The organism is Halobacillus hunanensis, from assembly GCF_900166655.1.
Taxonomy (GTDB): domain Bacteria; phylum Bacillota; class Bacilli; order Bacillales; family Halobacillaceae; genus Halobacillus_A; species Halobacillus_A hunanensis.
In genome coordinates this window covers 587982-613736 of the sequence record NZ_FVZB01000006.1, presented here as the reverse complement: position 1 = coordinate 613736, position 25755 = coordinate 587982, and the positions used below count along the sequence as shown (strand labels likewise).

Genomic DNA, 25755 nt, shown 5'->3' with positions numbered 1-25755 from the left:
ATGGATGAAGTGAATATTGAAAAGATGTTTACAACCATTGATATACATGTCACAGGAGAAGCATTCAGAATGATTGTCCACTCCTCATTAGCTTTAAATAAAGATAGTGTTGAATTAATTACTTTGTCAAAGTCGACGTTCACTCCTGAGAAGGAATTGCTGTTGAATGAGCCACGCGGCCATCGAGGAATAAACGGATGCATGGTAACCCCTTCTAAAATAGCCGATTTTGGTTTGTTATTTGTTAATCAAGAAAATGATTCTTCATTCAGATATAGTGGATTAGTTGCATCTGTAACAGCCTTGCTAGAAACAGGGAATTTGACAGTCAAAGAAAATAACCTATATACCATTGAAACCATCCATGGTCTCCAAACCGTTTATGCGACATATGAGAATCAAGAGGTTGGTACCGTTTGCTTACAAAGTGATGAATGCCAAGTTATCAAAAAGACTGAAGACTATAGGGTCGTAGAGGTAGATCGTTTGCGACGTTACTTCCTATTTGATTTACCTAATTCGATCGCCAGCATTCAAATGGAGAATTTAGCCTCCATTATGAAGTGGGGAAGGCAAACTACCGAAGAAATGAGTCATAGAAATTGCTTATTTGACGGCATTATTTTGATGGAACCTGTTACTGAAGATGAAGTCAAATCTGTGACATTTGAAAAGGACGGAAATCTATTGCGGTCTCCTGGAATGGACAGTACGTTTGCCATTTTTACAGTTTTACGTAATGGGGCAAGCCATGTAACTAAATTTACCAATCAAAGTATTTTTGACAGTAAGCTAACGGCACAAGCGATAAATGGAACCAATGAAAAATATTCCATAGAAACGCAAGGATTCGTAACAGGCGAGCATCAATTTATCTACGACCAGGATGATCCATTAAAAAATGGTTTCCTATTAAAATGATGCATTGATAACTATACGTTGACAAAAATGAAACCGCTTTTTTAAAGATACTAAAAAAGGAGAGTGAACTATGAGCACAAGTAAAAGGTTACCAACATTATCAGAAGTACTTTTTGTGTTAGTGACGTTTACTTTAATTATGTTTTTATTTGTCGTTCAATTTGGGATTCCCATTCAATTAGCATTGCTAACAACGTGGTTCATGATCATGTTGGTAGGGTGGCGAATTGGATACACCTATAAGGAAATGCAGGATGGACTGTTAAAAGGAATCTACGATGGATTAGAAGCTGTACTGGTACTTATATCTGTAGGTGCATTGATTGGAACGTGGATAGCTGGAGGAATTGTTCCAAGTATTATTTACTACGGACTTTCTATTATTCATCCAAGTATATTTCTATTAGCTGCCTTTATCATTTGTACCATTACTTCGATTGCTACAGGAACATCATTTGGATCAGCAGGGACAGCAGGTATCGCCATGATGGGGATTGGCGCAAGCTTTGGACTTCCGATTGCTTTAGTGGCTGGAGCCGTGATTTCGGGGTGTTACGTTGGTGACAAACTCTCTCCTTTATCAGATACAACTGTTATGACGGCCTCTTTATCTAAAGTGAATTTAATTGATCATATCAAGTCGATGTTATTTGTAAGTGGACCAGCGTTTCTTATAGCTGGAACGTTATTTTTGATCACTGGGTTCCTTTTAATTGATGGAAGTGGGGATCTAACCCAAGCGGAATCAACAATGGGGGCATTGAAGGGGTACTTTAACATTGGGTGGTATATGTTGATACCAGCCCTTTGTGTCATCATCTTACTGGCTATGAAAATGCCATCTATACCCGTTATTCTGTTTGGAGCCTTATTAGGTTCCATATGGGCTTTCCTATTCCAAAATGCAGGTCCACTAGAAGCTTTCAATATTTTGTACACAGGAGGTGAGATTTCTTCAGGAGTAGAATTTATCGATAATCTGCTGAATCGTGGGGGGATTACCTTCATGATGGATGTGATTGTATTAATTCTATTTGCTCTAGGAGTCGGTGGCCTAATGGAGAGGACAGGTATACTACGAGTCATTTGCCTAACTATGTTGTCCTGGGCAGACAATGCAGGGAAGACGACGCTCACAACACTGATGTCAGGTTTTTTTGGAAACTTTTTTGGAGGAGCAGCTTATGTATCGATTATTACCGCCAGTAAAATCACGGAGGAAAATTATGACCGTTTGAACATTGATCGACGAGTACTTTCTAGAAATACCGAGGCTGGGGGTACGGTTACCACGCCAATGGTTCCATGGTCTGACGGAGGCGTATTTATGGCTGCAACCCTTGGTGTATCGACACTAACTTATTTGCCATTTTTATGGTTTAACTTTTTGGTCATTGTTATCTCCCTCCTTTATGGATTTACTAATAAATTTATTTGGTACACGTCAAAGGGCGATTCTGATAATAGGACTGATACAAAAGAGAAAATTGTCAATTAACTAATCAAGGAGGAATTTTATAGTGAAACAACTAAAAGGAGCATTTCCAGTTCTTATCACACCGATGGATCAAGATGGAGAGATTAATTTTAATGGGTTAAAACAAAACATTGAGCATTTTATCGAACATGACGTAGCCGGGATTGTAGTGAATGGTAGTACAGGTGAGTTTGTTAGTTTAACTCAAGAAGAAAGGTTTAAAGTCACGCAGACAGCAATTGCACAAGTCAACGGACGCATTCCGCTGATTGTAGGGACGGCTGCTGAAACAACAGCAGATGCTGTTGTTTATACCAGACAAGCTGAAGATGCAGGAGCCGATGCCGCACTGCTGATCAATTCTTATTATGCTCATCCAAAAGATGAAGAGATCTACGAGCATTTCAAAACAGTTGCTGAATCTGTAAGTCTACCCATCATGATTTATAATAACCCTTTCACTTCAGGAGTGGACATTGGTCAGGAGACGATCTTGAAGGTTGCTCGTGATGTTGAAAATATTACACATATTAAAGAATCCAGTGGGGAAATTCGTAAAGTTCGTGATATTACTAGACAAGGAAAAGGCTTCTTACAAACTTTTTGTGGAGCAGACGATCTCGTATTGGAATCTCTTTTAGTAGGAGCGACTGGCTGGATTTCGGTAGCAGGAAATGTCGCACCACAATTGGCAACAGATTTATTTAATTGTGTACAAGAAGGCCATTACGAGAAAGCATGGGATCTGTATGATAGAATTCTTCCGCTCTGTAACTTCCTTGAAGGATCAGGAAAATATGTTCAAATTGTAAAGCGGGCTATGGATCTGCAAGGGTTGGCGGGTGGACCTTCTCGTAAGCCAAGACTTCCACTAACAGAAGAAGAGGATGCAACTTTACAAGAAATCCTGGATATTATGTTTGCTTTGGAGAAATAAAAAATAACTAGGGAGGAATTTGAATGATAACTTCACAAATGACATTAAAGACAAAAGTAAAAGCGTTCTTGGAAGGAAATAAGGAATTATATATTAATGGTGAATTTGTTCCTTCCATTAGCGGAAAAACATTTGATGTCTATAATCCAGCTACGGAGGAAGTATTCGCTGAAGTGAGTGAGGCTCAAGCAGAGGACATTGATATAGCCGTGAAATCGGCCAGTCAGGCATTTGAAGAAGGAGAATGGCCGAATTTAAGTACGGCTGAGCGGTCTCATCTTATTTATAAACTAGCTGATTTAATTGAACAAAATAGGGAAGAACTTGCCCAATTGGAGGCTTTGGATAATGGTAAGCCTTATGCTGTTGCCCTGGAGGATGATATCGATGGAACCGCAGAACACTTTCGATATTATGCAGGGTGGGCTACTAAAATTCTTGGCCAAACCGTACCTATTTCTCCTGATTATTTAAACTATACAAGACATGAACCTGTTGGCGTTGTGGGGCAGATTATTCCTTGGAACTTTCCATTGTCGATGGCTTCCTGGAAGCTAGGTGCAGCCTTAGCTACTGGATGTACAGTTGTATTGAAGCCAGCCGAACAAACACCTCTGTCCTTACTCTACGCAGCTAGCCTGTTTAAGGAAGCGGGGTTTCCTGATGGAGTTGTTAATTTTGTCCCGGGTTATGGAGAAACAGCAGGGGCAGCTATTGTAAATCATCGTGATATTGATAAATTAGCTTTTACAGGTTCAACAGCGGTAGGTAAATCTATTATGCATAAAGCAGCGGAATCTATCAAACATGTAACCCTTGAACTTGGAGGCAAATCTCCTAATATTATTTTAGAAGATGCCGATATTGAAAAAGCCATTGAGGGGGCTTTTGACGGGATTATGTATAACCATGGGCAAAATTGTAGTGCAGGGTCACGTGTGTTTGTTCATCGTAAGCATTATGATCGTGTCGTTGATGAGTTAGCTAAACGTGCTCAAGAGGTAAAACTTGGTAATGGATTAGATCCAGAAACAGATATGGGACCGCTTGTATCGAGGGAACAATTTGATCGTGTTTTAAACTATATCAAAATAGGCAAAGAAGAGGGAGCTAGACTCGTTGCTGGCGGGGGAAGCGAATTTGATAAAGGGTATTTTGTTCAGCCGACCGTTTTCAAAGATGTAGAAGACGATATGACCATTGCTAGAGAAGAAATTTTCGGGCCAGTGGTCGCAGTTTTTCCATTTGATACGACAGAGGAAGCAGTGAAACGGGCAAATGACAGTTTGTATGGGTTGGCCGCAGCTGTGTGGACGGAAAATATTAAGAAAGGTCATCAAGTAGCCCATAATCTTAAAGCAGGAACTGTATGGATCAATGATTACAACTTGGAAAACCCAGCTGCCGCTTTTGGTGGTTATAAGCAGTCTGGGATTGGCCGGGAAATGGGAAATTATGCTTTAGATAATTATACGGAAGTGAAAAGTGTATGGGTGAATCTACAATAGAATAGGATGAAAGTGTCTTTAAAAGGGCTAATAAGAACTTTTATTCTTGATGGCAATCAATTGAACTAGTTGTGAATAATGAGATTAGAATAACGCCTGCTGTGCCCTTTTGTCTTGAGATATGTTTTTATGTAATAAAAAGAAGTACAGAGTTATGTATTTTGCATAACTCTGTACTTCTTTGATAATATTTTCCAATATCAAGGTAATAGACAAAGGAATTAATCAACTGGAATTAATTTAACTTTTCCATGAGTTTCTATAATATTTCCTTTTTCTGTAAAAAACACATAATCCCAACTACCATTTTCATTTCCCAATATCGTATTAACTATTGCATAACCATCCGAACCATACACGAAGAAGTTGGTTCCACGACCAACATTGGTTACTTGATACCTTCCTTCTGGAATATCGGACCCTAATCTATCAAAAGCCTCATCTTGTAAAAGCCAACTTTCGACGCAAGGAATCATTGATCCCCATGGAGAAACTATGAATAGATGCCACATTTTGTCTAGTGAAGCATTTTTTTGCTAGAGACTTTTTAGTAATTTTTCCAATTTCAAAAGGAGGATTTATATGGTCCCAAAGAGTCGATTTTTACAAAAGCCAGTTTATAAGGTGCTGGCTTGTTTAAGTTTCGTTTCCTTAGTATTTCTCGTATTTTTACCTGTGAAGTCTTCCGCTAAAGAGAAGGCTGACTGCTATGATTCTAGTGTTCCGTTGACGCTTGAGGAGCAGCGTATTACGGAAGGGGGTCCTTATGCAAAAGATATCCTTCAAGCTAGTCAATTTGACCAATTCGTAGAGAAGTTTGAGAAGCAGCTTTGTTCCGCTCCAAATGCAAAGAATGCAGAAAATATTGTTAACAAGTATGGGTCCCAAATATGGAAAACGGCTGTTGCTCGAGCCCAGGGGGAGCGACCGAAGATGGGGAAGTTGGATCAATATGATGATCGTCCATTGTACTGGGCACGCCTGTCGATGACGAGGGCATTAAGGCAATGGAGTCCAGACTTTGAGATTTCAGATGAACACCGGCAAGCACTGATACATCAGCTTGAATATACGTCGAGAGGGATTACTTCTGTGCAGTTCCCTAAAGGCGAAGGAGTACAGCGGATCCTCGTTAGTGGTTTTGATCCATACGGATTTGGGACAGAATATGGGGCTCGCCATAGCAATCCGTCTGGCGCTATTGCTTTACAGCTCGATGGTCTTCGTGTTCAAACGGAGGAAGGTCCAGCTGTTGTTCAAGCTGTGAATTTCCCCGTGCGCTGGGAGGACTTTGAACGAGGAATTGTTGAGGATGCATTCGGACCTTACTTGCCGCAACTGGATATGATGATGACGATCAGTCAGGGTGGTCCTGGGGATATGGAAATCGAGGGGTACCATGGCAGATGGCATGTAGGAACAGATAATAATGGGAAGTGGAGAGAAGGCGTAATCCCGACCGTATCCGATTGGCCAATGCCTAAAGAGCTTCCGGAATTTATTGAAACAACGCTTCCTGCCGAGGCGATGGTCGAAGCGGACACAGGACCGCTGCCTGTTAAGCGTGATGACCATGTGTGTGAATGGCTCGCGCCTGACTATAAATCTGAACCATACGTGTGCAGTGACGATGGTCCTGCCCCGAATTCACAGGCACGCGCTGGCGGCGGAGGTAGCTATCTATCGAATGAAGTCGGTTACCGTTCCAATCGTCTCCGGCTTGGGTTCGGTGCAGATGAGCTTCCAGGCGGACATCTACACGTAGCTTCGCTTGATTACCCTGAAGATCCAATGGCATATATTGATGAAGCATTGAAGCAGCAGCGGAGGGCTATTGTTGACCAAGGAGTCGAGCTTGTGAAGGTAGCGGCGAAAGCAATAGAATAATGTGAGGAATAAATCAGAGCAATGCCATAAGTGGTGATGCTCTGATTTTTTTGATACAGGTTAAAGGTTGGCTTTATCTCCTAAATCAGTTATATTTGATAGTGATAATCATTATCATTAACATATTGAGTTAAGGGAGAGGAAAGTCATGCTCAACATGAAAAGTGAAACGGAATTTTCTGTTATAGATGGAAAGAAAGTAGAAAAATTTGCATTTCGCCCAGTTGACTATGAAAAGGACGTGGAGATGCTTTATGATTGGATGCATCAGAAACACATTGCACCGTTTTGGAAACTGAATCTGCCAATGGCCGAGTTCAAAGAATGGATACATAAATCAATTGAAGCGGAACATAAGGATGTTTACATTGGCACGTTCAACGGCACCCCTGTGTGCTATCTGATTGCTTATTCCATTAAGGAGGATCCAATTCAGAACTATTACAGCTATCAAGAAGGCGATTTAGGCATGCACCTTCTGGTCGGCCCACGTTCATTTTTAAATAAGGAAGGCGGACTTTCGATTATCAGGGCGATGGTTGTTTTCTTGTTTGATCAATATGGGGCAAACAGAATTATCGGGGAACCAGATGTTCGCAATCGAATCGTTATACCTATTTTGAAAAAGTTAGGCGGAAGAGTGATAGATCGGATTGATTTACCGCAAAAGAAAGCCTCCTTAATCGTTGGGGAGCGACTATCCGTTGAGGAAAAGTTGAAAGAAGATGGTATACGAGTTGAGATGAAGAACAAGACTGCTGCACCTGGGAGTGAACTGGTCTGATGGGAGTAAAAGAGGCGGTCAATCCGCAAGTAACTCAGTTGCTGAAGACCATCAGTGAAAAAATGACTGAACTCAAGCATCCCCCCCTGGATGTACTGACACCAGAGCAATCAAGGCAGTTCTATCAAATTGCCAGAAGTTACTTCACACCAATTCCAGTCGATGGTGTAGCGGTTGAACACACTTCCATCGTTTCTGCAAAGGGACATGAATTACCCGTCCAGATCTACACACCTCCCGGGGAAGGTCCTTTTCCGGTTCTCGTTTACTTTCATGGAGGAGGTTGGGTGTTCGGGGACTTGGACAGTTCGGATAATGTATGTCGCTATTTTTCAAGTAAGGCTGAGATCGTCGTTGTTTCGGTTGGATATCGCTTAGCTCCTGAACATAAATATCCAGCTGCCTTTCATGATGCAGTGGAGTCCGTGAAATGGGCGTTTACTCATGTGAAAAAGTTGAATGGCGACGCAAGGCGGATTGCGGTGGGAGGTGAAAGCTCTGGTGGAAACCTTGCAGCCGCAGCGGCCATCTTTTTCAAAGGTGATGAACAAATTCAGCTGTCCCATCAATTTCTGATTACCCCAGTAATGGATTACAACTTTGATACGCTGTCTTATCAGGCGAACTACAAGTTCAATCTGACAAACGAGAAGATGAGATGGTTTTGGGGTCACTACTTGAACAATTCTTCTGAAGGCTCCGATGTATTCGTTTCCCCTCTAAAGGTGACTTGTGCGGAATGGTTACCCGAAACGTTACTGGTCACCGCTGAATTTGACCCTCTTAGAGAGGAAGGATTTGCTTTCGGAGAGCGTTTGAAGAAAGCTAAGGTGAATGTAGAGCTATTGCATTACGATGATTTAGTTCACAGTTTCATTAATATGATCGGGACTGTAGACGGGGCGAAACAAGCAATGGATGAAATGACTGTAAAACTTCGAGAGTTGCTGCATAATTGATTAAGTGATGATTGGGAAATAGCAGGCCAGCTGCAGCGTTTTGAATGAAGTACAGTCGGAACAGCCCATGGAAAATTTCTGTGGGTTATTCTTATTCCTCTTTTTCACGGGAAGAAACTGGTGTAATACATACTATGAAGGCAGTAAAAGTAGGGAGTAGTTGTTATGATTTTCAAATTTATATATGGTAATAGTATAGTAGTTGATTTTCAAGGAGGAATGCGAGTTGGGTTTAAAAGTTGGAGATGTCATTAAGTTTGAACGGTCTTTTACAAAAGAAGATGTTGAATTGTTTACAAAAATATCCCAGGATCGAGGGAACCATCATATTAAGCCTGATGAACAGGGGAGACTTGTCATTCAAGGGCTGTTGACAGCTACATTACCAACAAAAATAGGCGGAGATAACAATGTGCTGGCTCGTACTATGAATTTTGAATTTTTGCGGCCAGTTTTTACAGAAGACGCCATACGATGTGAAGTAACAATCGAAAAGCTTGAAAAGCGAAATGATCAAAAAACATCTATAATGGCAAGTTTCCTGTGCACCAATCAGAATGAGAAACAAGTATTAAGAGGGGACTTTGCAGGTGTAATAGTATAAGCATTCCTTAACATATGGTTCATCACTATATATTGCGAAGAGCATTCTTCCTACCTTAGAATTAATATTACCACTCATTTCTTTACATACGACGATAGCTGGAGGTTTTAAAATGGATCAATTCATGGAAAGGGCAGTGGAATTAGCCGCGGGAAATGTCCGGGAGGGCGGACAACCGTTTGGGGCAGTACTTGTGAAGGATAATAAAATAGTAACAGAAGGCGTGAATGAGTTGCATGAAACGTATGACGTTAGCGGTCATGCGGAATTACTGGCGATCCGGCGTGCGCAAAAGCAATTGCAGACGAACGATCTGTCAGAATATACAATGTACGCAAGCGGGGAGCCTTGCCCTATGTGTCTGGCGGCGATGTATTTTGCCGGGATCGGAAAAGTTTATTACGGTGCTTCAGTAGAGAATGCGATGGAAGCAGGATTGGGTAAAGCAAAATCTATCTATGATGACTTACAAAAAACGAAAACTGAACGCACACTGTCGATGATACAGATGCCGCTGGATGAAGGGCAAGAAAATCCAATGGAAATTTGGAAGCAGAGGGAGTAAATTCCCTCTGCTTGATTAATTTTACCTCATTTTCTCTGGCAAGTTGATATAACTTAATGCTTGCTCTAAGTCATGAATTAGATCATTCGCATCCTCAATTCCGACCGAGTAACGGACAAGTCCTTCCGGTATCCCGAGGGCTGCGCGTTCTTCAGGTGTATTTTCTATATGACTTGTTGTCCGAGCAGGGCCTACAGTGGTTTCAACCGCACCAAGGTTTGCCGCCTTATTGGCATAGGTTAAACGTGGTAAAAATTGACGAACGGCATCTAACTCACCTTTGACAGCAAAGCTTAGCATCCCGCCAAATCCTCGCATTTGTTTTTTGGCAATTTCATGATTAGGATGTGTTTCTAAGCCAGGGTAGAACACGGCCTCAATTTTATCATGTTGCTGTAAGAAACGGGCAATTTTATCGGCGCTTTCACACTGTTGGGCAATTCGTAAATGAAGTGTTTTCATACCTCGTAGAAGTAAATAGGCTGCCATCGGATCAAGACTTGCCCCGTTGATTTCCCGATAGTGATAAATTTTCTCCACTAAATCTTCGTCATTACTGCAGACCACTCCTCCAAGGGCATCTGCGTGGCCGCCTAAGAACTTGGTAGCACTATGAAGGACAAGATCGACTCCAAATTCAAGCGGATTTTGTAAGATAGGTGTCGCGAAGGTATTGTCTACAAACACAAGTGCACCCACTTCTTGGGCGGCCTTTACCATTCGTTCGATATCAGTAATCTTAACTGTCGGATTCGTAGGTGTCTCCAGATAAAGAATTTTACAGCCTTTCTTTATCTCGGCCTCCATTGTTTCATGGTTTCCCGTCTCACATAACGTGACATCCATATTGAGTTTCGGTAAAAATTCAGAAAAGATTTTGTTTGTACCGCCGTACGTGTCTTTGATGGAAACGATCCGGTCCCCGGGAACTAATATTGCTGCCAATGCATTGCTGATCGCTGCCATTCCTGTTGAAAAACTTGTAACTGCTTTTGCATTTTCCAGATCTTTTACTTTATCCTCAAATGCTTGAACTGTCGGATTGGTATTTCTGCCATAAATATGGCCTTCTTCTTTGCCGATCGCGACTTGAAACCAATGGTCCATATCGTCGTAACCAAAAGATACACTATGAACAACAGGAACTTGTGTGGCACCATGAACCAGGTATTTCTTTTCACCAGCCCATACAGATCGAGTGCCCACATTTGCTAACTGTTCTTTCCTTGTCATCCATACCACTCCTTTGTAATAGTAAATGACCCAACATATGGATACACCTTAAGTGTACCTGATTATACTGAATCATCAATACGACAAAGTGTATGAATGTTTCGTATAGAAACTAGACACAATATGTTGTCTGCATTTTTGGTGAAAATTAAAATGACGCAGGCTCAATCGATGAACCCACGTCACTGGAAGAAAGAGCACATACTTTTCGGAATCAAGTCGTGCCATTTTCCGCTGCTTATTCAATTTTGTACATTATTTATACTCCTTGCATGACCATAGCATCAGCTACTCTGATAAACCCGGCAATATTGGCACCGATCACAAGGTTTCCTGGATGGCCAAAGTCTTCTGCTGCTTTCACACTGTTTTCATGAATGTTAACCATGATTTCGTACAAGCGAGCATCCACTTCTTCAAAAGACCAAGAGAGGCGCGCGCTATTTTGAGCCATTTCAAGGGCTGAAACAGCTACCCCGCCGGCGTTTGCTGCTTTTGCCGGTGCGAACAACACGTCATTGTTACGAAACACTTCAATCGCATCAAGAGTAGAAGGCATATTTGCCCCTTCACCGACAGCAGCCACCCCGTTTGAAACAAGTACAGCTGCTGCTTTAGCGTCAAGTTCATTTTGTGTGGCACAAGGCAGAGCAATGTCGCAAGGGATAGACCAAATGTTATGACAGTTATCAAAGTAATAGGCGTTTGGATGCTCATCCATATATTGTTTGATTCTTTCATTGCGATCGATTTTCAGTCGTTTCACAGTTTCCAGGTTAAGACCATTTTCATCGTAGATGTATCCGTCTGAGTCACTGCATGCGACTACTTTAGCTCCAAGCTGTATGGCTTTTTCCATGGCAAAGATCGAAACATTACCAGACCCGGAGACCACTACCGTTTTTCTGGCAAAACTTAACGCTTTCGTTTTAAGCATTTCTTCTACAAAATACACCGTTCCGTATCCTGTCGCTTCAGTACGTGCTAAACTTCCGCCGTAGCCTGGCCCCTTCCCGGTTAATACACCTGCTTCATAGGCACCGCGAAGCTTTTTGTATTGACCAAACATATAGCCGATTTCACGCGGTCCGACTCCGATATCTCCAGCAGGAACATCAATGTCCGGACCGATATGTTTAGATAGTTCTGTCATAAAGCTTTGGACAAAACGCATGATCTCCTGATCTGATTTTCCTTTAGGATCGAAGTCAGATCCGCCTTTTCCTCCGCCGATGGGCTGCCCGGTCAGGGAGTTTTTGAAAATTTGTTCAAACCCGAGGAATTTTACAATACTGGAATTAACAGACGGATGAAAACGAATTCCCCCTTTATAAGGACCGATGGCGCTATTGAATTGAACGCGGAATCCGCGGTTCACTTGTACTTTTCCGTGATCATCTGTCCATGGTACTTGAAAGCTGATTACTCTTTCCGGTTCAACTAATCTTTCAAGGATGCCGTGTTCCATATATTCAGTTTTCTTAGCTAGAACCGGCACTAATGAGTGGAGCGCTTCTTCTGCTGCTTGATGAAATTCCGGTTCATGCGGGCTGCGCTGCTTAATCTTTTCCAGAACTTTTTCTACATATTTTTCCGCCACTTGAGTTTCAGTGGTTTTAATTTTTTCTTGAATAGCCATAAAGGGAGGACTCCTTTCGATTAAGCCTGTTTTAAGAATATATAGATAAATTAAATAATTGTTACAGTTACCAAAATATTTTACAGTTTATAACTAATCTAATCAATATAATAAAAAGATGGGATTGATGCTATAATTAGATTAATTAGCAAAAGGAGGATTTGGATTGGAATTAAAACAAATCAAATATTTTATGGAAGTAGCGGAACGTGAGCATGTGACCGAAGCTGCTCTCCATTTAGATATTGCGCAATCTGCAGTCAGCAGACAGATTTTCAATTTGGAGTCTGAGCTAGAAGTAGATCTTTTTATTCGTGAGGGGAGGAGTGTACGCCTGACTCAGGTCGGGAGAATATTTTATGAACATATGAAAAATGCCACAATGGTCATCGAAAATGCCCGAAGAGAGGTTATGGAATACTTGGAGCCAGCAAAAGGTACGGTACATATTGGCTTTCCAAGCAGTATGGCCGCTTTCACCATGCCAATGGCGATATCCGCATTCAGGAGGAGTTACCCGGATGTTAAATTCAATTTAAGTCAAGGCTCCTATCACCAGCTTATCGACAAGGTTGTGAAGGGGGAGGTGAATATGGCTTTACTGGCCCCTGTTCCTAGTAAAAATGAGAAAATTCAAGGCGATATTCTTTTTTCAGAAAACATCGTGGCGTTATTGCCGGCCGATCATCCACTCGCTGGCGAATCAGCTATTGATATCAGTGATCTGAAGGAAGATGCTTTTGTTATGTTTCCTGAAGGCTTCATATTACGTGACATTACCTTTGAAGCTTGTATAAAACATGGCTTTAAGCCAAATGTTTCTTTCGAGGGGGAAGATATTGATGCGATTAAGGGGTTAGTGTCTGCTGGACTCGGAATAACTCTTATTCCTGAAATAACATTGGTCGACAGTTTACCTAGAGATACAGTAAAACTTGAATTGCATGAACCGAAAATGACCCGGACGGTTGGGGTAATCAGTTCAAGCGAACGTCAGTTACTTCCTACTGAACAAAGATTCTATCAATTCCTCAAGCAATTTTTCACAAGGTTGGAGGGCTTTAGAAATTAATGCATTCTATCACGTGAATTGTTCGTGGAGAAGGCGATCCGCCCCCACCACGGGTAGGACACGGCATCGTTTGCATTCCTAGAGGTGGGAGTCTTCTCGCCTGAAACTTCGAGTTAATATCCGCGTTGCCGATCCACCACTCCATGTAACGATTGTCCCTTTACATATCGTTTTACATTCTCTGCGAAAAAACGGCTGACTCCTTCTGTGGTACTTGGTCCCGATAGATGGGGAGTCACATACACATTTGGCATCGAGAAGAAGGGATGGTCTGCTGGTAACGGTTCTTGTTCAAAAACATCAAGGACGGCAGCCTGGAGATGTCCTGAGTCCATAACGGTTTGTAAATCCTTTTCATTGATCAATTCACCACGGCCGACGTTGACAAGACAGGCATTTGGTTTCATGGCTGAAAGAACGTCACGGTTAACGATATGGTGAGTTGAACTAGTCAGTGGAAGTGTTAAGACTAAATAATCAAGCCCTTTTACAAAATCTCCCCACTGATCTGGTGTAAAATGTTGGTCCACTAGATGAGCTTGTTTTCCACTGAAACTTAATCCGTGTACATTCATATCAAAGGTTCGAGCTTTGCGTACTATTTCAGTTCCGATCGACCCGATCCCGGCCAGCCCAATTGTTTTCTTCGTCAAAGATTCAGAGGTGAAAGGATCCCAGTGGCGGTCAATTTGAGCTTGTACTATGCGAGGCACATCTTTTAACAGATGCAAGAGAAACGTAAAGACATATTCGGAAATATAAGCGCCAAACTGATCGACAATTCGGGTAAGTGTGATGTTCTCAGGTATGGATGAATCAGCAATTAAATCATCAACCCCGGCTCCGATCGACTGAAACCAGCGGACAGAAGAGGCGGCTGGTTGATTTAGTAATTGGGTAGGAAAATTCCAGCCCAGAATAACCTCTGTGCCAGATAAATGGCTCTCTGCCTCCTCCAAGGTTGAGGCTGTCTGGACGGAGGTGAATCCGTGATCGCGGATACAGGCAGCATATTCTTCGGCCTGTTCGGGATGAAACACAAGAATGGCGGGCTGGTATGTATTCATTGAATCTCTCCTTTTTCTGTTCTAACTACTCATTATAAAGGGTAAAGATTCTCTTTTGAACTATGAAGAAGCTAACACCTGATAGTTGCGAATTCTAGTTGTTTATTTAAGAATCATGCTTAGTTATTTAAGAATTCTCCTATGGTATTTAGAAGTCGTGCTTAGTTATTTAAGAATCATTGCGGAAACACCATGGGAAGGAAGCTGCCGAGTAAGCGGCTGCTCAGCTTCGTGGCGGCCACCTTCACATGAACCCCTTATTCCAAGCAGTAGCTCCCTTATTGGATGAGGTCATCTAAAAAATGGTAGATTAGAATCCTAGGATTTAACAAAAGGGCGGTAAAGTTCTTGAGGATCTTTACATTGTGAGTGATACAACGCATCTACATTGCGAAGGGCCTGGACAAACTTTCCATTTAGAACCCAATACTCTTCTTCCGGAAGGAGATTTTCCCGCTCTTCTTGACTTAGCGATAAACCGGTATCAGCTAATGTATAATCTACTGTCTTCATTTTATCCACGTCTCCTTTGTAAATTGTAATTGATAGTTTCATTGTTTCCGGAATAGGTGCAAAGAATACATTGTTTAAGGATATATATTATAAGTATTACTTCTGACGGCAATACATGACCTTCGGAGAAAAATTCTATTAAATAAATGGGAAGTTTTTGATGAGTAAATAGACAAGGAATCCCGTATCACTATTTCAAGTGGTACGGGATTCCTTCTTTTAGGATTTGTTTTAAAGTTGAAAGAGGGGAGTGAATTTCTCTTCTTAACGGTTTGCTTATAGTACTCTATTTTATCTTTTCATCTAGTAAACGATCAGTCTGTGGAGATTCACGATAATGATTCCTCTTTCTCCTATCTACTAGCAAAACTCACAGCCTTTATATAAGTTCCTTAACGGCTTGCTTTTGTTCTTGTTTAATAGCAGCTTGAGCGGCTGCAAGACGTGCAAGCGGGATTCGGTATGGAGAACAGCTTACGTAATCCAAACCTGTTTCATGGCAGAACTGGATCGAATCTTTTTCTCCGCCGTGTTCTCCACAAATGCCTGTCTTTAATCCCGGTTTTGTGTTTCTTCCGAGTTTTACACCTGTTTCGACTAGTTTTCCAACCCCATCCTGGTCAAGAGAGGCGAACGGATTTTCCGGCAGCACTTTGTTTTCTATATAGGTCTGCAGGAATTTACCTTCTGCGTCATCACGACTATATCCGAATGTCGTTTGTGTTAAATCATTGGTACCAAAGGAGAAAAAGTCTGCCTCTTGTGCAATTTGGTCTGCGGTCAAGGCTGCTCGCGGAACTTCGATCATCGTGCCCACTAGATAATCGTATTGCTGTCCGGTTTCTTCTTGAATTCGCTCACCTGTATTCATAACCAGCTGACGCATTTCTTTTAACTCGTTAACGTGGCCGACTAAAGGAATCATGATTTCCGGATTGACGTGTATCCCTTTTTCCGCCACTTTGGAAATGGCATAAAAGATGGCTCTTGCCTGCATGGCGTAAATCTCAGGATAAATCATTCCTAATCGGCAGCCACGGTGGCCGAGCATTGGATTCGATTCATCTAACAGACGGACTTTTCTTAACAGTTCTTCCTTGTTTTTTAATTCTTTAGAGTCTGGCTCTGTGATTTGCAGCTTCGTGATGTCAACAAGCAGTTCTTCTTTATCCGGTAAAAACTCGTGAAGAGGGGGATCCAGCAAGCGAATCGTGATCGGGTGGCCCTGCATCGTCTCAAAGATTCCTTCAAAGTCCTCCTGCTGCATCGGTAATAGCTTGGCCAGAGCTTCTTCCCGCTCTGAATAAGTTTCAGCCAGGATCATTTCCTGAACAATGGGGATGCGGCGGGCGTCCATAAACATATGTTCTGTCCGGCACAATCCGATTCCGCCTGCCCCGAATTCAAGGGCTTTTGCAGCATCGGCTGGATTGTCGGCATTTGCCCTGACCCCAAGTTTCCGTTCTTCATCTGCCCATGTTAGCAATTGTTGAAAGTCTGCAGACAGCTGAGGTTCAATCATCGGAATTTCACCTAACATGATATCACCGGTTGATCCATCAATGGTAATCTGATCACCTTGATTGACGATCGTATCTCCTACTGAAAACTGCTTTCCTTTTAAATCAATCGATAGGGCTTCACAGCCACATATACAGGCTTTACCCATCCCTCTTGCTACAACGGCCGCATGGCTCGTCATTCCTCCGCGGCTGGTGATCGTGGCTTGGGAGGCGACTATCCCATGAATATCATCAGGAGTTGTTTCGGGACGAACAAGAATTACCTTCTTGCCATCATTCGCTAACTGTTCTGCTTCATCTGCATCGAACACCACTTGACCTGTTGCGGCTCCAGGGGAAGCAGGAAGTCCCTTGGCTAACTGTTTCCGATCATAGTCATCGTCAATTCGGTGATGAAGCAGCTGACTAAGCTGATCAGGGTCAACACGCAGCAGCGCTTCTGACTTACTAATAATGTTTTCTTCTGCTAATTCAACGGCAATGGTAATCGCTGCCTGCGCCGTTCGTTTCCCTGTTCGCGTTTGAAGAATAAACAGCTGGCCGCGTTCGACCGTGAACTCAATGTCCTGCATGTCTTGATAGTGAGCTTCAAGCAGATTACACGTTTCCACAAACTGCTGGTAGACGTCTGGCATATCATCCTGAAGGGTCGCGATAGGCTGTGGTGTACGAATTCCAGCCACTACATCCTCACCTTGCGCGTTGATCAAGTATTCACCATAAAGTTTTGCTTCACCTGTAGATGGGTTACGGGTAAAAGCAACCCCTGTCCCGGAGTCGTTGCCCATATTTCCGAATACCATGCTTTGGATATTCACAGCAGTTCCAAGATGACCAGGAATTTTTTGCAGGCGACGGTACACAACAGCGCGCTGATTATTCCAGGAATCAAAAACAGCTCGAATGGAAAGGAATAGTTGTTCCTTTGGATTCTCTGGAAAATCCCTTTTTGCATGTTTTCTAACAAGATCCTTATATCCTTGAATAACTTCCTGCCAATCTTCTGCTAACATCTCAGGGTCCGAGGCATAGCCTTTTTCTTCTCTATATTCATCTAATAATTGTTCAAAATAAAAGTTATCGACATCAAGGACAACATCACTGAACATTTGAATGAAACGGCGATAAGAGTCATAGGCAAAACGAGCATTGTCTGTAAGGTTTGCAACACCTTTTACCGTTTCGTCATTCATGCCCAAATTTAAAACAGTATCCATCATTCCCGGCATGGAATGTACGGCACCGGAACGAACGGAAACGAGCAGGGGATCAGATAGGTCCCCGAGTTTTTTCCCTGTTTGTTCTTCAAGAGTTTGGAGTGATTCCAGTACTTGAATTTCGATCTCGGCAGGAATCAATTCCCCTGCATCGTAGTAGGAATTGCAAGCCTCTGTTGAAATGGTAAACCCGTAAGGAACGGGTAAGCCTATTCGGGTCATTTCGGCTAAGTTAGCGCCCTTGCCGCCTAGAAGCTCCTTTTTGTCGCTTCCTCCTTGATCAAACATATAGACAAATTTACTCATAATTCATAACTCCCCTCTTTTTTAACATCGCTAAAATTAAATCGGCTGTTTCCTCTACGGCTTTATTGGAGACATTAATGATCGGACAGCCTATTCGTTTCATAATTTTCTCGGAATAATCCAGTTCTTCAAGGATCCGTTCGAAGTTTGCATAGTTTGCTTGGGTTGTTAATCCTAAATGTTTTAATCGTTCCTCACGAATTTCATTTAACTTATCTGGTGTGATCACTAAACCAATACAGTTATTTTTGGGAATATCATAAAGTTCATCTGGTGGCGGAATTTCTGGTACTAGCGGCACATTAGCCACCTTGAACTTTTTATGGGCCAAATACATGGAGAGGGGAGTCTTGGATGTTCTTGATACTCCAATTAAGACGATGTCCGCCCGCTTAATCCCTCGTATATCTTGGCCGTCATCGTACTTGACCGCAAACTCAATGGCTTCTACTCTACGAAAATAGTTATCATCCAACTTTCTCATTAACCCAGGCTGCCGCTCGGGAGTCGCCTCAAACTTTTGCATAAATGCCTGCATGAGTGGATTCATTAAGTCCACAGCAATAATCCCTTCCTCACGTGTTCTCTGATCAAGATATTGCTTTAAATCAGGGATGACGATCGTGTAGGCAATGATGGCATGGCTATATTTTGCGACAGCAATGACATTGTTTAGATCCTGAATATCCTCCACATAGGAAATGTGATGGATCTGAACATCTCTCTTATTAAATTGGCTTGAAACGGCCTTTACCATCAACTCGGCCGTTTCTCCAACGGAATCCGAAACGACATAGACAATTTCTTTATTATTCACATCCGACCTTCCCATTCTTTTAGAGTTTTGTATTATTCCATTTGTTAAGCCGTTCTTGGTAGTTAATTGTGGTTTGCTAGTCTGCTAGTTTAAGCACCTTGTATGTACCTATTTAAAGTAAACGAAGGATACTTAATCAAGGCAATTTGCCTGGTTAAAGTATTATGTCATACTAATATCTGGATGTTCATCGTAATGTGTCATACTGTTTAGTTGAATAGTATATTATCATTAATTTTGATCCGTTACAATCTTTTTTGTGGAATATGCTGAAGTTTTTGTCGGGGGTGGGTAATGGTAGTGATTCTGAGAGGCAACAAGATTCGACCCTAACGGCATGAGGATTCCGACTTAACGCACTGAGATTCTACCCTAAAGTCGGATGGTTCGGCCGTAAATCGGTAAGATTCGACCCTAAAGCTCAGTGATTCGGCCCTAACGCAGTAAGATTCTACCCAAACGCCTGAGGACCGGCCATAACACAGGAAGATTCTATCCTAACGCCAAAAACTCGAACCAGGAGGGTAATCTCCCGGTTCGGGTTTGACGCTCACAACGTCCGACAATTATTTTTCTTCTAACATCTTTTTAAGTTCTTTTTGTTCTCTGCGCATCGATTCAACTTCTTGTTCGAGGTGCTCCAATTTTGTTGTGATCGGTTTGAGCGCATCCTGCAGCATTTTTTCTAAGCGTAGTGCCCTAGGGTCTTCTTTTGTTTCCATTTGAATATTCTCCTCTCCTAATGGCCATTTATGTTTGGTAAAACATTTATTTTTCTTCAAGCGTGCTCATTGGGCTGAATAATTCAAAAGTACGGTATTCTTCTGGAACTCCCCAATCTTTAAGCGCCTTATTTATCGCTTTTAAAAAGGGAAGAGGGCCGCAAAAGTAAAAGTCTTTCTCGTTATCGGAAAGCACGGTTTGTAGCCAGTCCAAATCAATGAGTCCCTCTTTATCAAAACGATTTTCAGCGCGGTCGTGCTCCGTTGGTTCGGAGTAGCAGACGAATGAGGTGACATTCGGATATTCCGCCGCTAGTGCTTCGACGTGATCCTTCATCGCATGTACCTCACTATTGGCATTTGCATGAATAAACGTGATTTCACGGTCTGGATCTGTTTCTACCAACGTATTAAACATACTCATCATTGGTGTTATTCCGACACCTCCGCTCAATAAGACAATGGGCTTCTTCTCGGATGAAATCGTAAAATCGCCTGCAGGTGCGGCGATCTTTAATGAGTCACCTTCGGAAACCTGGTTATGAAGATAGTTGGAAACAATCCCGGCAGGTGCACCGTTTTCAGGATCCTCGCGTTTGACACTGATGCGGTAATATTCCTCATTAGGAGCGTCTGACAAGCTATAGTGTCTCATATGGGAATATTTTTCACCTTCGATATCGGCTTGTAAAGTAAGGTACTGCCCGGCCTGATAAGGGGGAATCGTGGTCCCATCTTCAGGTTTTAAGTAAAATGATGTAATGACTTCGCTTTCTTTCACTTTTTTATCTACATAAAAAGACCGATTTCCGATCCATCCACCTGGCTGTTCTTCCGTTTCTTGATAAAGCTTGTCTTCTATATCAATGAAAATGTCGGCAATGGCTTGATAGGCTTCTTCCCAAGCCCTTATGACCTCGTCTGTCGCCGCATCTCCAAGCACATCCTTCACAGCTTGAAGTAACGTTTCTCCGACAATCGGGTACTGATCAGGGTGAACCCCTAACGCCCGGTGCTTTTCGGTCACTCTCTCCACCATAGATTGAATTTCTTCAAGATTGTCAATGTTAGCTCCAGCTAAATACACGCCGTACGCCAGCGCACCTTGCTGGATGCCGCGTTTTTGGTTTGTTTGGTTAAACATGTTGTACAAGTCAGGAACACGCGAGAATAACAACTCATAAAATCGTTCTCCAATCTCCTGACTGTGCTCCTGCAATACGGGAGCGGTCGATTTGACAACTTCGATTGTTTTTGTGTCTAGCATAAAAAATCTCCTTCCATGTAAGTAGGATGACCTTTTTATTATTACCCTCACTTAAAAGGCTAAATCATATTTCATTCAAAAAGAAGTATTATTAATACATCTTTAAAAAACGTTCACAATTTCACAGGAAAAATCAGCAAAGAAGAAAGAGTGCAAAGGAAATGATAAAGTTTTTATGGCTTACTGCTTCATGCATCATAAATTTGGCTGACATCAGAAGACAGCCTCAACTTAAGGTCTTTAATTTGTCACTTGAAATGGTTGGTAGTATTCTTGAACGAGAAGTAAATCTTTTCAGAAAATTATTGGAGGGGAAATCATGAGTCAAGATGTCTTGTATCAACAATCAAATTTCAAACGACTTGGAGAGTTCGAACAACTTGCACCTGATGCCTTTCGCGCCTTTGGGGATTTTGACAAAAAGGCTTTAGCTGCGGGAAAGCTCTCGGCAAAGGTAAAAGAGTTAATCGCTGTGGCTGTTGCCCACACGACCGGCTGTCCGTACTGCATTGACCTTCATGTGAAAAATGTGAAAAAACAAGAGGCTTCCAAAGAGGAAGTTGCTGAAGCGATTATGATAGCCACAACCTTGAAGGCCGGCTCTGCGATGGCCCACGGGGTAAACGCACTAAATGCCTATGACGGAAATGGACAAGAGGAACTTTACCGTAAAGAATACTTTAAAAGGCTGAAAGAATTCTCTGAATTGAACGGTGATGCTTTTAAAGCATTTGTTGATTTTGATAAGCAAGCGATGAAGCCTGGTTTAATCGGAGCAATGGAGAAGGAATTGATTGCTCTCGCGGTTGCTCATACGACAGGATGTCCTTACTGTATAGGAATCCATACAAATGGAGCGAAAAAGCAGGGGGCAGGTAAAGAGGAAATTGCCGAAGCGATCATGGTTGCGACTGCCCTAAAAGCAGGTTCGGCGCTTGCTCACGGTGTGAACGCCTTAAATGCTTTTGATGAATAAAGAAAATCTTATCCCACTTGATACTTTATCAAGTGGGATAAGTGTGTTTGTGTCTAAAATTGTGGTTTGTTCGGAACGTCATTGACTGAAACCATAAAATGTCCCCGTCTTTAAGCCTCTTTCTCCGAGGAGCCTTTTCCTGAAAAAAACCATCCAATTACAGCGATACCAATGAGTACACCCCAGAAAATAATGGTCCAGACCGTACTATGGGGGAATGAATGAGGTAATATCCCAACGTTTTCATGGGAAAGTGTAATCACTGCCAATTTGACGCCGACCCATGCAACGATAAGGAAAGCTACGGTTTCTAAACCAGGACGTTTGTCGAGAAGTTTCACAAACCAGTCGGCTGCGAATTTTATTAAAACTAATCCTGCTACAGTACCGGCAACGATAATCGCAAATTGTCCGCCATCTAAGCCGCCAAATTGAGGCAGGTTTGTTTCCGGCAATGTGACAGCAAGAGCAACAGCCGCAAGGACCGAGTCAATCGCAAAGGCAATATCAGCCAGGCCAATTTGTGCTACTGTCGGCCAAAAACCGGCTTTTTTCTTGTCAGTGCGATCTTCTTTTTGCTCATCATTCGAACGTAAGTACTCCTTATATACATGCTTGGCCCCAATGTAAATTAGATACACCGCACCGATTGCCTGAACCTGCCAAACATTTGCCAGAAATGAGATGAGAAAAATCGAAGCAAAGCGAAAAACAAACGCCCCTAAAATACCATAATTGATGGCCCGCTTCTTTTGCTCATCAGGTAAATGCTTGGCGATTACCGCAATAACGAGTGCATTATCAGCAGATAAAATTCCTTCCAGACCGATTAATATTAATAATGTCCATGCGTACTCTATCCAAATAGATTCCATCTCTCTCTCCTTAACGTGATATTTAGAAGAATCTCCGAAAATTATCTATACCACTTACTTTGCCCTAGTTCATTAAATTTATTTCCAAATGATTATACTCAGCGCTGTCAAACAATGATATTGAAAAAGTTCATTATACTCCTCCAATAATTGGGATAATTTTTAAAATAAGGGGGGGGAACAGGATAAAAGAAAGAGCTTTTTTACATAGTGATAATTACCAAAATGTGCTAAGCGATTCAAGATTAAACATAAGGGATTATTAGATGAGGGCAGGAAAAAAATATACATAGCAATAGAATCTATAATCTACCTGCTTATTATTTTATCTATCTTTTTGCAGGCTAATTTTCAGAGTGTAAGCCCTAATCCAATGATCTTATTATTTGGCGGCATCTTTTTGTTAAGGGGAATTGAAGAATGGAAGGGAGACAAGCAGTCAAAAGCTTATTTTCACGAGTGGTTATTGGGTACATTACTTTCTATTCTCGCTATCATCAGTCTTATAATAAATTAAATCTGTTGCTAGATATTGGAGGGTTGTTACACAGTAAGTTAAAAAAGGGCAATTCTGAAAAAATCAGATTGCCCTTTTTTATGTTGATAATTTACCAAAAGTATGTAAAAACGATCATGATGTTTGCTGACTCGTTACTCTATTGAGTTAGCTTATAAGGAACCTAAATCATTTCAGGAAATTTATTCGTCGGTTTGCTGCTTGGCATTAAATATCCATTTAAGGTTGATAGAATCTCCCTGGTATTGATTTTGTGGTTCTCCACTGTCAACGAATTCAAATTTTACAGCAAATAAGTTTGAGTCACCAGCTTCTAATCCAGCTCCATGTCCATCAACTTCTGGATCAATTACATTGGCTTTTACCAGGTTAAGAGATTCCCGGGAAAGCTCGGCTAATGTGGTTTCATAGACAACGGTATAATCTTTCGTGTCATTAATAAGGAAACTCAATTCAATCTGTTCGCCAAAATCACCTGTATTATCTCCTTTAACGTCTGTAACACTATATTTGGTATTCAAGAGAATCTCGCTCATATCAAGGTTACCTATGTTGCTTAAGCTGAACTCTCGAATCACCGTGTCGCCCGGCTTCATGCTATCCAAATCAATAATATTTGCTTCACTTGTTGAAAGATCCAGAGTTCCAGCTGCGAATGTATTGTTGGTTACTTCTTGATCACTGAAGTACGCATACGTTCCGCCTCCTACTAATGATAACCCAAGTGCTGCGGATGCAAGACCCAAACCTAGCTTCTTTTTAATACCCATTACTTTCACATACCCCTTTTCTACCTATTCTTGGAATAGGTAATGTTTTAATATTTTGAACCTCATTATGAGGATTTCAAGCGTCAGTTGTAGATGTGTTTTCTTTATTCTTTGGCTCATCGATTTCTTTAAAAGCTTTCCAAATCATGATGACCGAATAGACAATGAGTAGAATTCCCGGCAGGACTACTAGAAGTGCGCTGCCAGCTTTCGATTGAGCAAAGTGAATCAAATAGCCTGCAAAGGGAATGGTAAATCCGGTATAAACAGCTTCAACATTTTCAGGAAGAACAGGTTTTGAATCCTGATGATCGTTGTTGTCCCCCTTTGTAATAAATACGGGCTGGCTATCTGTACCCTTAACATCGTAGATTCGGTGAGTGACGGTTGTGGCTTTGTCAATTTTAAAAGTAATCACGTCACCTTTTTGTAATTGAGATGGATTTTTAACGGGTTTAACGGCAATGATCGATCCAGTTTGAAAAGTCGGCTCCATCGAACCTGATAAAACTGTCTTTAATTGATAACCAAACAGGCCAGGTTCACTGCCAGAAACCTTTGAAGAGATCACAAGAAACGTCATAGTAATTAATAGGATAAATAAAAGCGTGGTTACTGCGCCGCTTAGCCATTTTTTAAGTGCCCGGAATGTCATTTTTTCGCCTCGCTTTTGCGCATTTGTTTTTTATCTTCATCGTTTATCTCGTTTAATTTTTCCTCGTCCGTTTCATCCTGGTTCTTATTTTCAGACTGACGATCACTGACTGGTTCATGATCAGTAGATTCTTCTGTGTCATCGTCTTTTGTTGTTTCTTTTTCCGCTTGGGATTTCTGCTCCTCCGGGGCTGCCGTGGTATCCTCTTTTGACTCTGTTTGTTCATGATTCTTTGACTCGTCTTCTTTGTCAGTGGAATTCTGTTTTTTATCTTTATCAGTGGGTTTTTGCTTGTTATCTAAATCAGTTGTTTCTTTCTGAGCTTCCTCAACTGGTACCGCTTTCTCCTCTTCAACTTCCCATACAGCGGCTGTAATTGTACCTGATGCCTTTTCCTTATCATTGAAATAAGCATTTGTTGGAGTGGTTACATTCATCAGACAGACCAGTGTAATCAAAAGGATCATGCCTATTTGCGCCCACAGAATAGAAGGCCAGTGCTTATGTATAAAAGTTTCTGCCTGCTTATTTTTAATCGTGATACCTCCTTTTTTGTGAACAAAGAGAATGAAATAATCTGTAATTCCTTCCAAGTAACACTATTCGCAATTTTTCTTCAAATTCCTTGCTTATATCTCAAAAAATTACAAAATAAGTAAAAGGATTCACTGGATAAAGAGAAGAAAGTAATGGGTATGAGAGGAGTGTCTATATAAAGCGGGTCGAAAGATTCATGATTATTGGGGTGTTGTGAGAGAAAAGAATTATTTAGCTCTTGATTCATTTCCGTTTTTCTCCTTAATCTTAGGAAAAATAGGGGGCAATCGCTTTATAAGTAAAATGTGTTAGAAAACTTTACTAAACAAAAGACCTCAAAAATACATCGATGAATGTTTCATCGGTAGTTCTGAGGTCCTCCTATGTAAAAAATATATGGCCGTTCT

General features: G+C 41.7%; 25 protein-coding genes. 12 read left to right on the top strand and 13 right to left on the bottom strand.

All coding sequences use genetic code 11. The features are described from left to right. Positions 1–9: 9 nt before the first annotated feature. The 4 genes from B5354_RS08605 to B5354_RS08590 all read left to right on the top strand — a co-directional run bounded on the left by B5354_RS08605 (position 10) and on the right by B5354_RS08590 (position 4843). Positions 10–921, top strand: a complete 912-nt coding sequence (locus B5354_RS08605) for a proline racemase family protein (protein ID WP_176142442.1) — start codon at positions 10–12, stop codon at positions 919–921. A gap of 70 nt (positions 922–991) precedes the next feature. Continuing rightward, a complete protein-coding gene (gene nhaC / locus B5354_RS08600; protein ID WP_079527842.1) occupies positions 992–2419 on the top strand; it encodes a Na+/H+ antiporter NhaC in 1428 nt (475 codons plus the stop codon). A gap of 22 nt (positions 2420–2441) precedes the next feature. Continuing rightward, positions 2442–3335: a 4-hydroxy-tetrahydrodipicolinate synthase gene (gene dapA, locus B5354_RS08595; RefSeq protein WP_079527840.1), complete on the top strand. Its 894-nt coding sequence runs from the start codon at positions 2442–2444 to the stop codon at positions 3333–3335. A gap of 23 nt (positions 3336–3358) precedes the next feature. Further along, positions 3359–4843, top strand: a complete 1485-nt coding sequence (locus tag B5354_RS08590) for an aldehyde dehydrogenase family protein (RefSeq protein ID WP_079527838.1) — start codon at positions 3359–3361, stop codon at positions 4841–4843. A 221-nt stretch (positions 4844–5064) separates the two neighbouring features. On the opposite strand, the gene B5354_RS08585 is transcribed toward B5354_RS08590, so the two are convergent. Beyond that, a complete protein-coding gene (locus B5354_RS08585; protein ID WP_079527836.1) occupies positions 5065–5319 on the bottom strand; it encodes a hypothetical protein in 255 nt (84 codons plus the stop codon). Positions 5320–5425: 106 nt separating this feature from the next. On the opposite strand from B5354_RS08585, the gene B5354_RS08580 reads away from it, so the two are divergent. The 5 genes from B5354_RS08580 to B5354_RS08560 all read left to right on the top strand — a co-directional run bounded on the left by B5354_RS08580 (position 5426) and on the right by B5354_RS08560 (position 9642). Continuing rightward, the gene (locus B5354_RS08580; protein WP_079527834.1) at positions 5426–6730 is read left to right on the top strand and encodes a hypothetical protein; all 1305 of its coding nucleotides are present in this window, start codon (positions 5426–5428) and stop codon (positions 6728–6730) included. Positions 6731–6878: 148 nt separating this feature from the next. Next, complete coding sequence (locus B5354_RS08575; protein WP_245804742.1) at positions 6879–7514, top strand: GNAT family N-acetyltransferase; 636 nt, start codon at positions 6879–6881, stop codon at positions 7512–7514. Beyond that, positions 7514–8473: an alpha/beta hydrolase gene (locus B5354_RS08570; RefSeq protein WP_079527832.1), complete on the top strand. Its 960-nt coding sequence runs from the start codon at positions 7514–7516 to the stop codon at positions 8471–8473. The genes B5354_RS08575 and B5354_RS08570 overlap by 1 nt, the downstream gene beginning before the upstream one ends. A 226-nt stretch (positions 8474–8699) precedes the next feature. Then, on the top strand, positions 8700–9077 hold the full coding sequence (locus B5354_RS08565; protein WP_079527830.1) for a hotdog family protein: 378 nt from the start codon (positions 8700–8702) through the stop codon (positions 9075–9077). Positions 9078–9189: 112 nt separating this feature from the next. Further along, on the top strand, positions 9190–9642 hold the full coding sequence (locus B5354_RS08560; protein WP_079527828.1) for a nucleoside deaminase: 453 nt from the start codon (positions 9190–9192) through the stop codon (positions 9640–9642). Between the two features lie 21 nt (positions 9643–9663). Here the strand turns inward: B5354_RS08560 and B5354_RS08555 are convergent, their stop codons facing one another. Then, positions 9664–10875: a cystathionine gamma-synthase family protein gene (locus B5354_RS08555; RefSeq protein WP_079527826.1), complete on the bottom strand. Its 1212-nt coding sequence runs from the start codon at positions 10873–10875 to the stop codon at positions 9664–9666. Between the two features lie 259 nt (positions 10876–11134). After that, positions 11135–12514 (bottom strand): NADP-specific glutamate dehydrogenase, encoded by a 1380-nt coding sequence (gene gdhA / locus B5354_RS08550; RefSeq protein WP_079527825.1) that lies wholly within the window; start codon positions 12512–12514, stop codon positions 11135–11137. A gap of 166 nt (positions 12515–12680) precedes the next feature. Between gdhA and gltC the strand changes: the two genes are divergently transcribed. Continuing rightward, positions 12681–13586, top strand: coding sequence for a glutamate biosynthesis transcriptional regulator GltC (gltC, locus tag B5354_RS08545; protein WP_079527823.1), 906 nt, complete (start codon positions 12681–12683; stop codon positions 13584–13586). 113 nt (positions 13587–13699) lie between these two features. On the opposite strand, the gene B5354_RS08540 is transcribed toward gltC, so the two are convergent. The 6 genes from B5354_RS08540 to hmpA all read right to left on the bottom strand — a co-directional run bounded on the left by B5354_RS08540 (position 13700) and on the right by hmpA (position 21018). Next, on the bottom strand, positions 13700–14653 hold the full coding sequence (locus tag B5354_RS08540) for a D-2-hydroxyacid dehydrogenase (RefSeq protein WP_079527821.1): 954 nt from the start codon (positions 14651–14653) through the stop codon (positions 13700–13702). Between the two features lie 318 nt (positions 14654–14971). Beyond that, positions 14972–15166, bottom strand: a complete 195-nt coding sequence (locus B5354_RS08535; protein WP_079527819.1) for a hypothetical protein — start codon at positions 15164–15166, stop codon at positions 14972–14974. 379 nt (positions 15167–15545) lie between these two features. Beyond that, the gene (gene ppdK / locus B5354_RS08530; protein ID WP_079527817.1) at positions 15546–18212 is read right to left on the bottom strand and encodes a pyruvate, phosphate dikinase; all 2667 of its coding nucleotides are present in this window, start codon (positions 18210–18212) and stop codon (positions 15546–15548) included. Further along, the gene (locus B5354_RS08525) at positions 18205–19029 is read right to left on the bottom strand and encodes a pyruvate, water dikinase regulatory protein (protein WP_079527815.1); all 825 of its coding nucleotides are present in this window, start codon (positions 19027–19029) and stop codon (positions 18205–18207) included. The genes ppdK and B5354_RS08525 overlap by 8 nt, the downstream gene beginning before the upstream one ends. A 566-nt stretch (positions 19030–19595) precedes the next feature. Then, complete coding sequence (locus B5354_RS20465; RefSeq protein ID WP_176142441.1) at positions 19596–19751, bottom strand: hypothetical protein; 156 nt, start codon at positions 19749–19751, stop codon at positions 19596–19598. Positions 19752–19797: 46 nt separating this feature from the next. Then, positions 19798–21018, bottom strand: coding sequence for an NO-inducible flavohemoprotein (gene hmpA, locus B5354_RS08520; RefSeq protein ID WP_079527813.1), 1221 nt, complete (start codon positions 21016–21018; stop codon positions 19798–19800). Between the two features lie 319 nt (positions 21019–21337). Between hmpA and B5354_RS08515 the strand changes: the two genes are divergently transcribed. Then, positions 21338–21994 carry a carboxymuconolactone decarboxylase family protein gene (locus B5354_RS08515; RefSeq protein WP_079527811.1) on the top strand — a complete coding sequence of 219 codons (657 nt, stop codon included), beginning with the start codon at positions 21338–21340 and terminating at the stop codon, positions 21992–21994. Between the two features lie 110 nt (positions 21995–22104). On the opposite strand, the gene B5354_RS08510 is transcribed toward B5354_RS08515, so the two are convergent. Next, positions 22105–22869 (bottom strand): TerC family protein, encoded by a 765-nt coding sequence (locus B5354_RS08510; RefSeq protein ID WP_079527810.1) that lies wholly within the window; start codon positions 22867–22869, stop codon positions 22105–22107. Between the two features lie 244 nt (positions 22870–23113). Between B5354_RS08510 and B5354_RS21060 the strand changes: the two genes are divergently transcribed. Beyond that, complete coding sequence (locus B5354_RS21060) at positions 23114–23386, top strand: DUF4181 domain-containing protein (RefSeq protein WP_079527808.1); 273 nt, start codon at positions 23114–23116, stop codon at positions 23384–23386. Positions 23387–23568: 182 nt separating this feature from the next. Here the strand turns inward: B5354_RS21060 and B5354_RS08500 are convergent, their stop codons facing one another. The 3 genes from B5354_RS08500 to B5354_RS08490 all read right to left on the bottom strand — a co-directional run bounded on the left by B5354_RS08500 (position 23569) and on the right by B5354_RS08490 (position 25278). After that, positions 23569–24156 carry a TasA family protein gene (locus tag B5354_RS08500; RefSeq protein ID WP_079527806.1) on the bottom strand — a complete coding sequence of 196 codons (588 nt, stop codon included), beginning with the start codon at positions 24154–24156 and terminating at the stop codon, positions 23569–23571. A gap of 76 nt (positions 24157–24232) precedes the next feature. Continuing rightward, positions 24233–24811: a signal peptidase I SipW gene (gene sipW / locus B5354_RS08495; protein WP_079527805.1), complete on the bottom strand. Its 579-nt coding sequence runs from the start codon at positions 24809–24811 to the stop codon at positions 24233–24235. After that, entirely contained in the window at positions 24808–25278 is a 471-nt protein-coding gene (locus B5354_RS08490; protein WP_139377090.1) for a SipW-dependent-type signal peptide-containing protein, read from the bottom strand. Before B5354_RS08490 ends, sipW begins: the two co-directional genes overlap by 4 nt. Positions 25279–25755: the final 477 nt, after the last annotated feature.

Coding starts and splice junctions, on each gene's coding strand:
- nhaC (WP_079527842.1), top strand. CDS start 992: ATGAGCACAAGTAAAAGGTTACCAACATTATCAGAAGTACTTTTTGTG.
- B5354_RS08590 (WP_079527838.1), top strand. CDS start 3,359: ATGATAACTTCACAAATGACATTAAAGACAAAAGTAAAAGCGTTCTTG.
- B5354_RS08585 (WP_079527836.1), bottom strand. CDS start 5,319: ATGATTCCTTGCGTCGAAAGTTGGCTTTTACAAGATGAGGCTTTTGAT.
- B5354_RS08580 (WP_079527834.1), top strand. CDS start 5,426: ATGGTCCCAAAGAGTCGATTTTTACAAAAGCCAGTTTATAAGGTGCTG.
- B5354_RS08575 (WP_245804742.1), top strand. CDS start 6,879: ATGCTCAACATGAAAAGTGAAACGGAATTTTCTGTTATAGATGGAAAG.
- B5354_RS08570 (WP_079527832.1), top strand. CDS start 7,514: ATGGGAGTAAAAGAGGCGGTCAATCCGCAAGTAACTCAGTTGCTGAAG.
- B5354_RS08560 (WP_079527828.1), top strand. CDS start 9,190: ATGGATCAATTCATGGAAAGGGCAGTGGAATTAGCCGCGGGAAATGTC.
- B5354_RS08555 (WP_079527826.1), bottom strand. CDS start 10,875: ATGACAAGGAAAGAACAGTTAGCAAATGTGGGCACTCGATCTGTATGG.
- gdhA (WP_079527825.1), bottom strand. CDS start 12,514: ATGGCTATTCAAGAAAAAATTAAAACCACTGAAACTCAAGTGGCGGAA.
- B5354_RS08540 (WP_079527821.1), bottom strand. CDS start 14,653: ATGAATACATACCAGCCCGCCATTCTTGTGTTTCATCCCGAACAGGCC.
- B5354_RS08535 (WP_079527819.1), bottom strand. CDS start 15,166: ATGAAGACAGTAGATTATACATTAGCTGATACCGGTTTATCGCTAAGT.
- ppdK (WP_079527817.1), bottom strand. CDS start 18,212: ATGAGTAAATTTGTCTATATGTTTGATCAAGGAGGAAGCGACAAAAAG.
- B5354_RS20465 (WP_176142441.1), bottom strand. CDS start 19,751: ATGGAAACAAAAGAAGACCCTAGGGCACTACGCTTAGAAAAAATGCTG.
- hmpA (WP_079527813.1), bottom strand. CDS start 21,018: ATGCTAGACACAAAAACAATCGAAGTTGTCAAATCGACCGCTCCCGTA.
- B5354_RS08515 (WP_079527811.1), top strand. CDS start 21,338: ATGAGTCAAGATGTCTTGTATCAACAATCAAATTTCAAACGACTTGGA.
- B5354_RS08510 (WP_079527810.1), bottom strand. CDS start 22,869: ATGGAATCTATTTGGATAGAGTACGCATGGACATTATTAATATTAATC.
- B5354_RS08500 (WP_079527806.1), bottom strand. CDS start 24,156: ATGGGTATTAAAAAGAAGCTAGGTTTGGGTCTTGCATCCGCAGCACTT.
- sipW (WP_079527805.1), bottom strand. CDS start 24,811: ATGACATTCCGGGCACTTAAAAAATGGCTAAGCGGCGCAGTAACCACG.
- B5354_RS08490 (WP_139377090.1), bottom strand. CDS start 25,278: ATGATCCTTTTGATTACACTGGTCTGTCTGATGAATGTAACCACTCCA.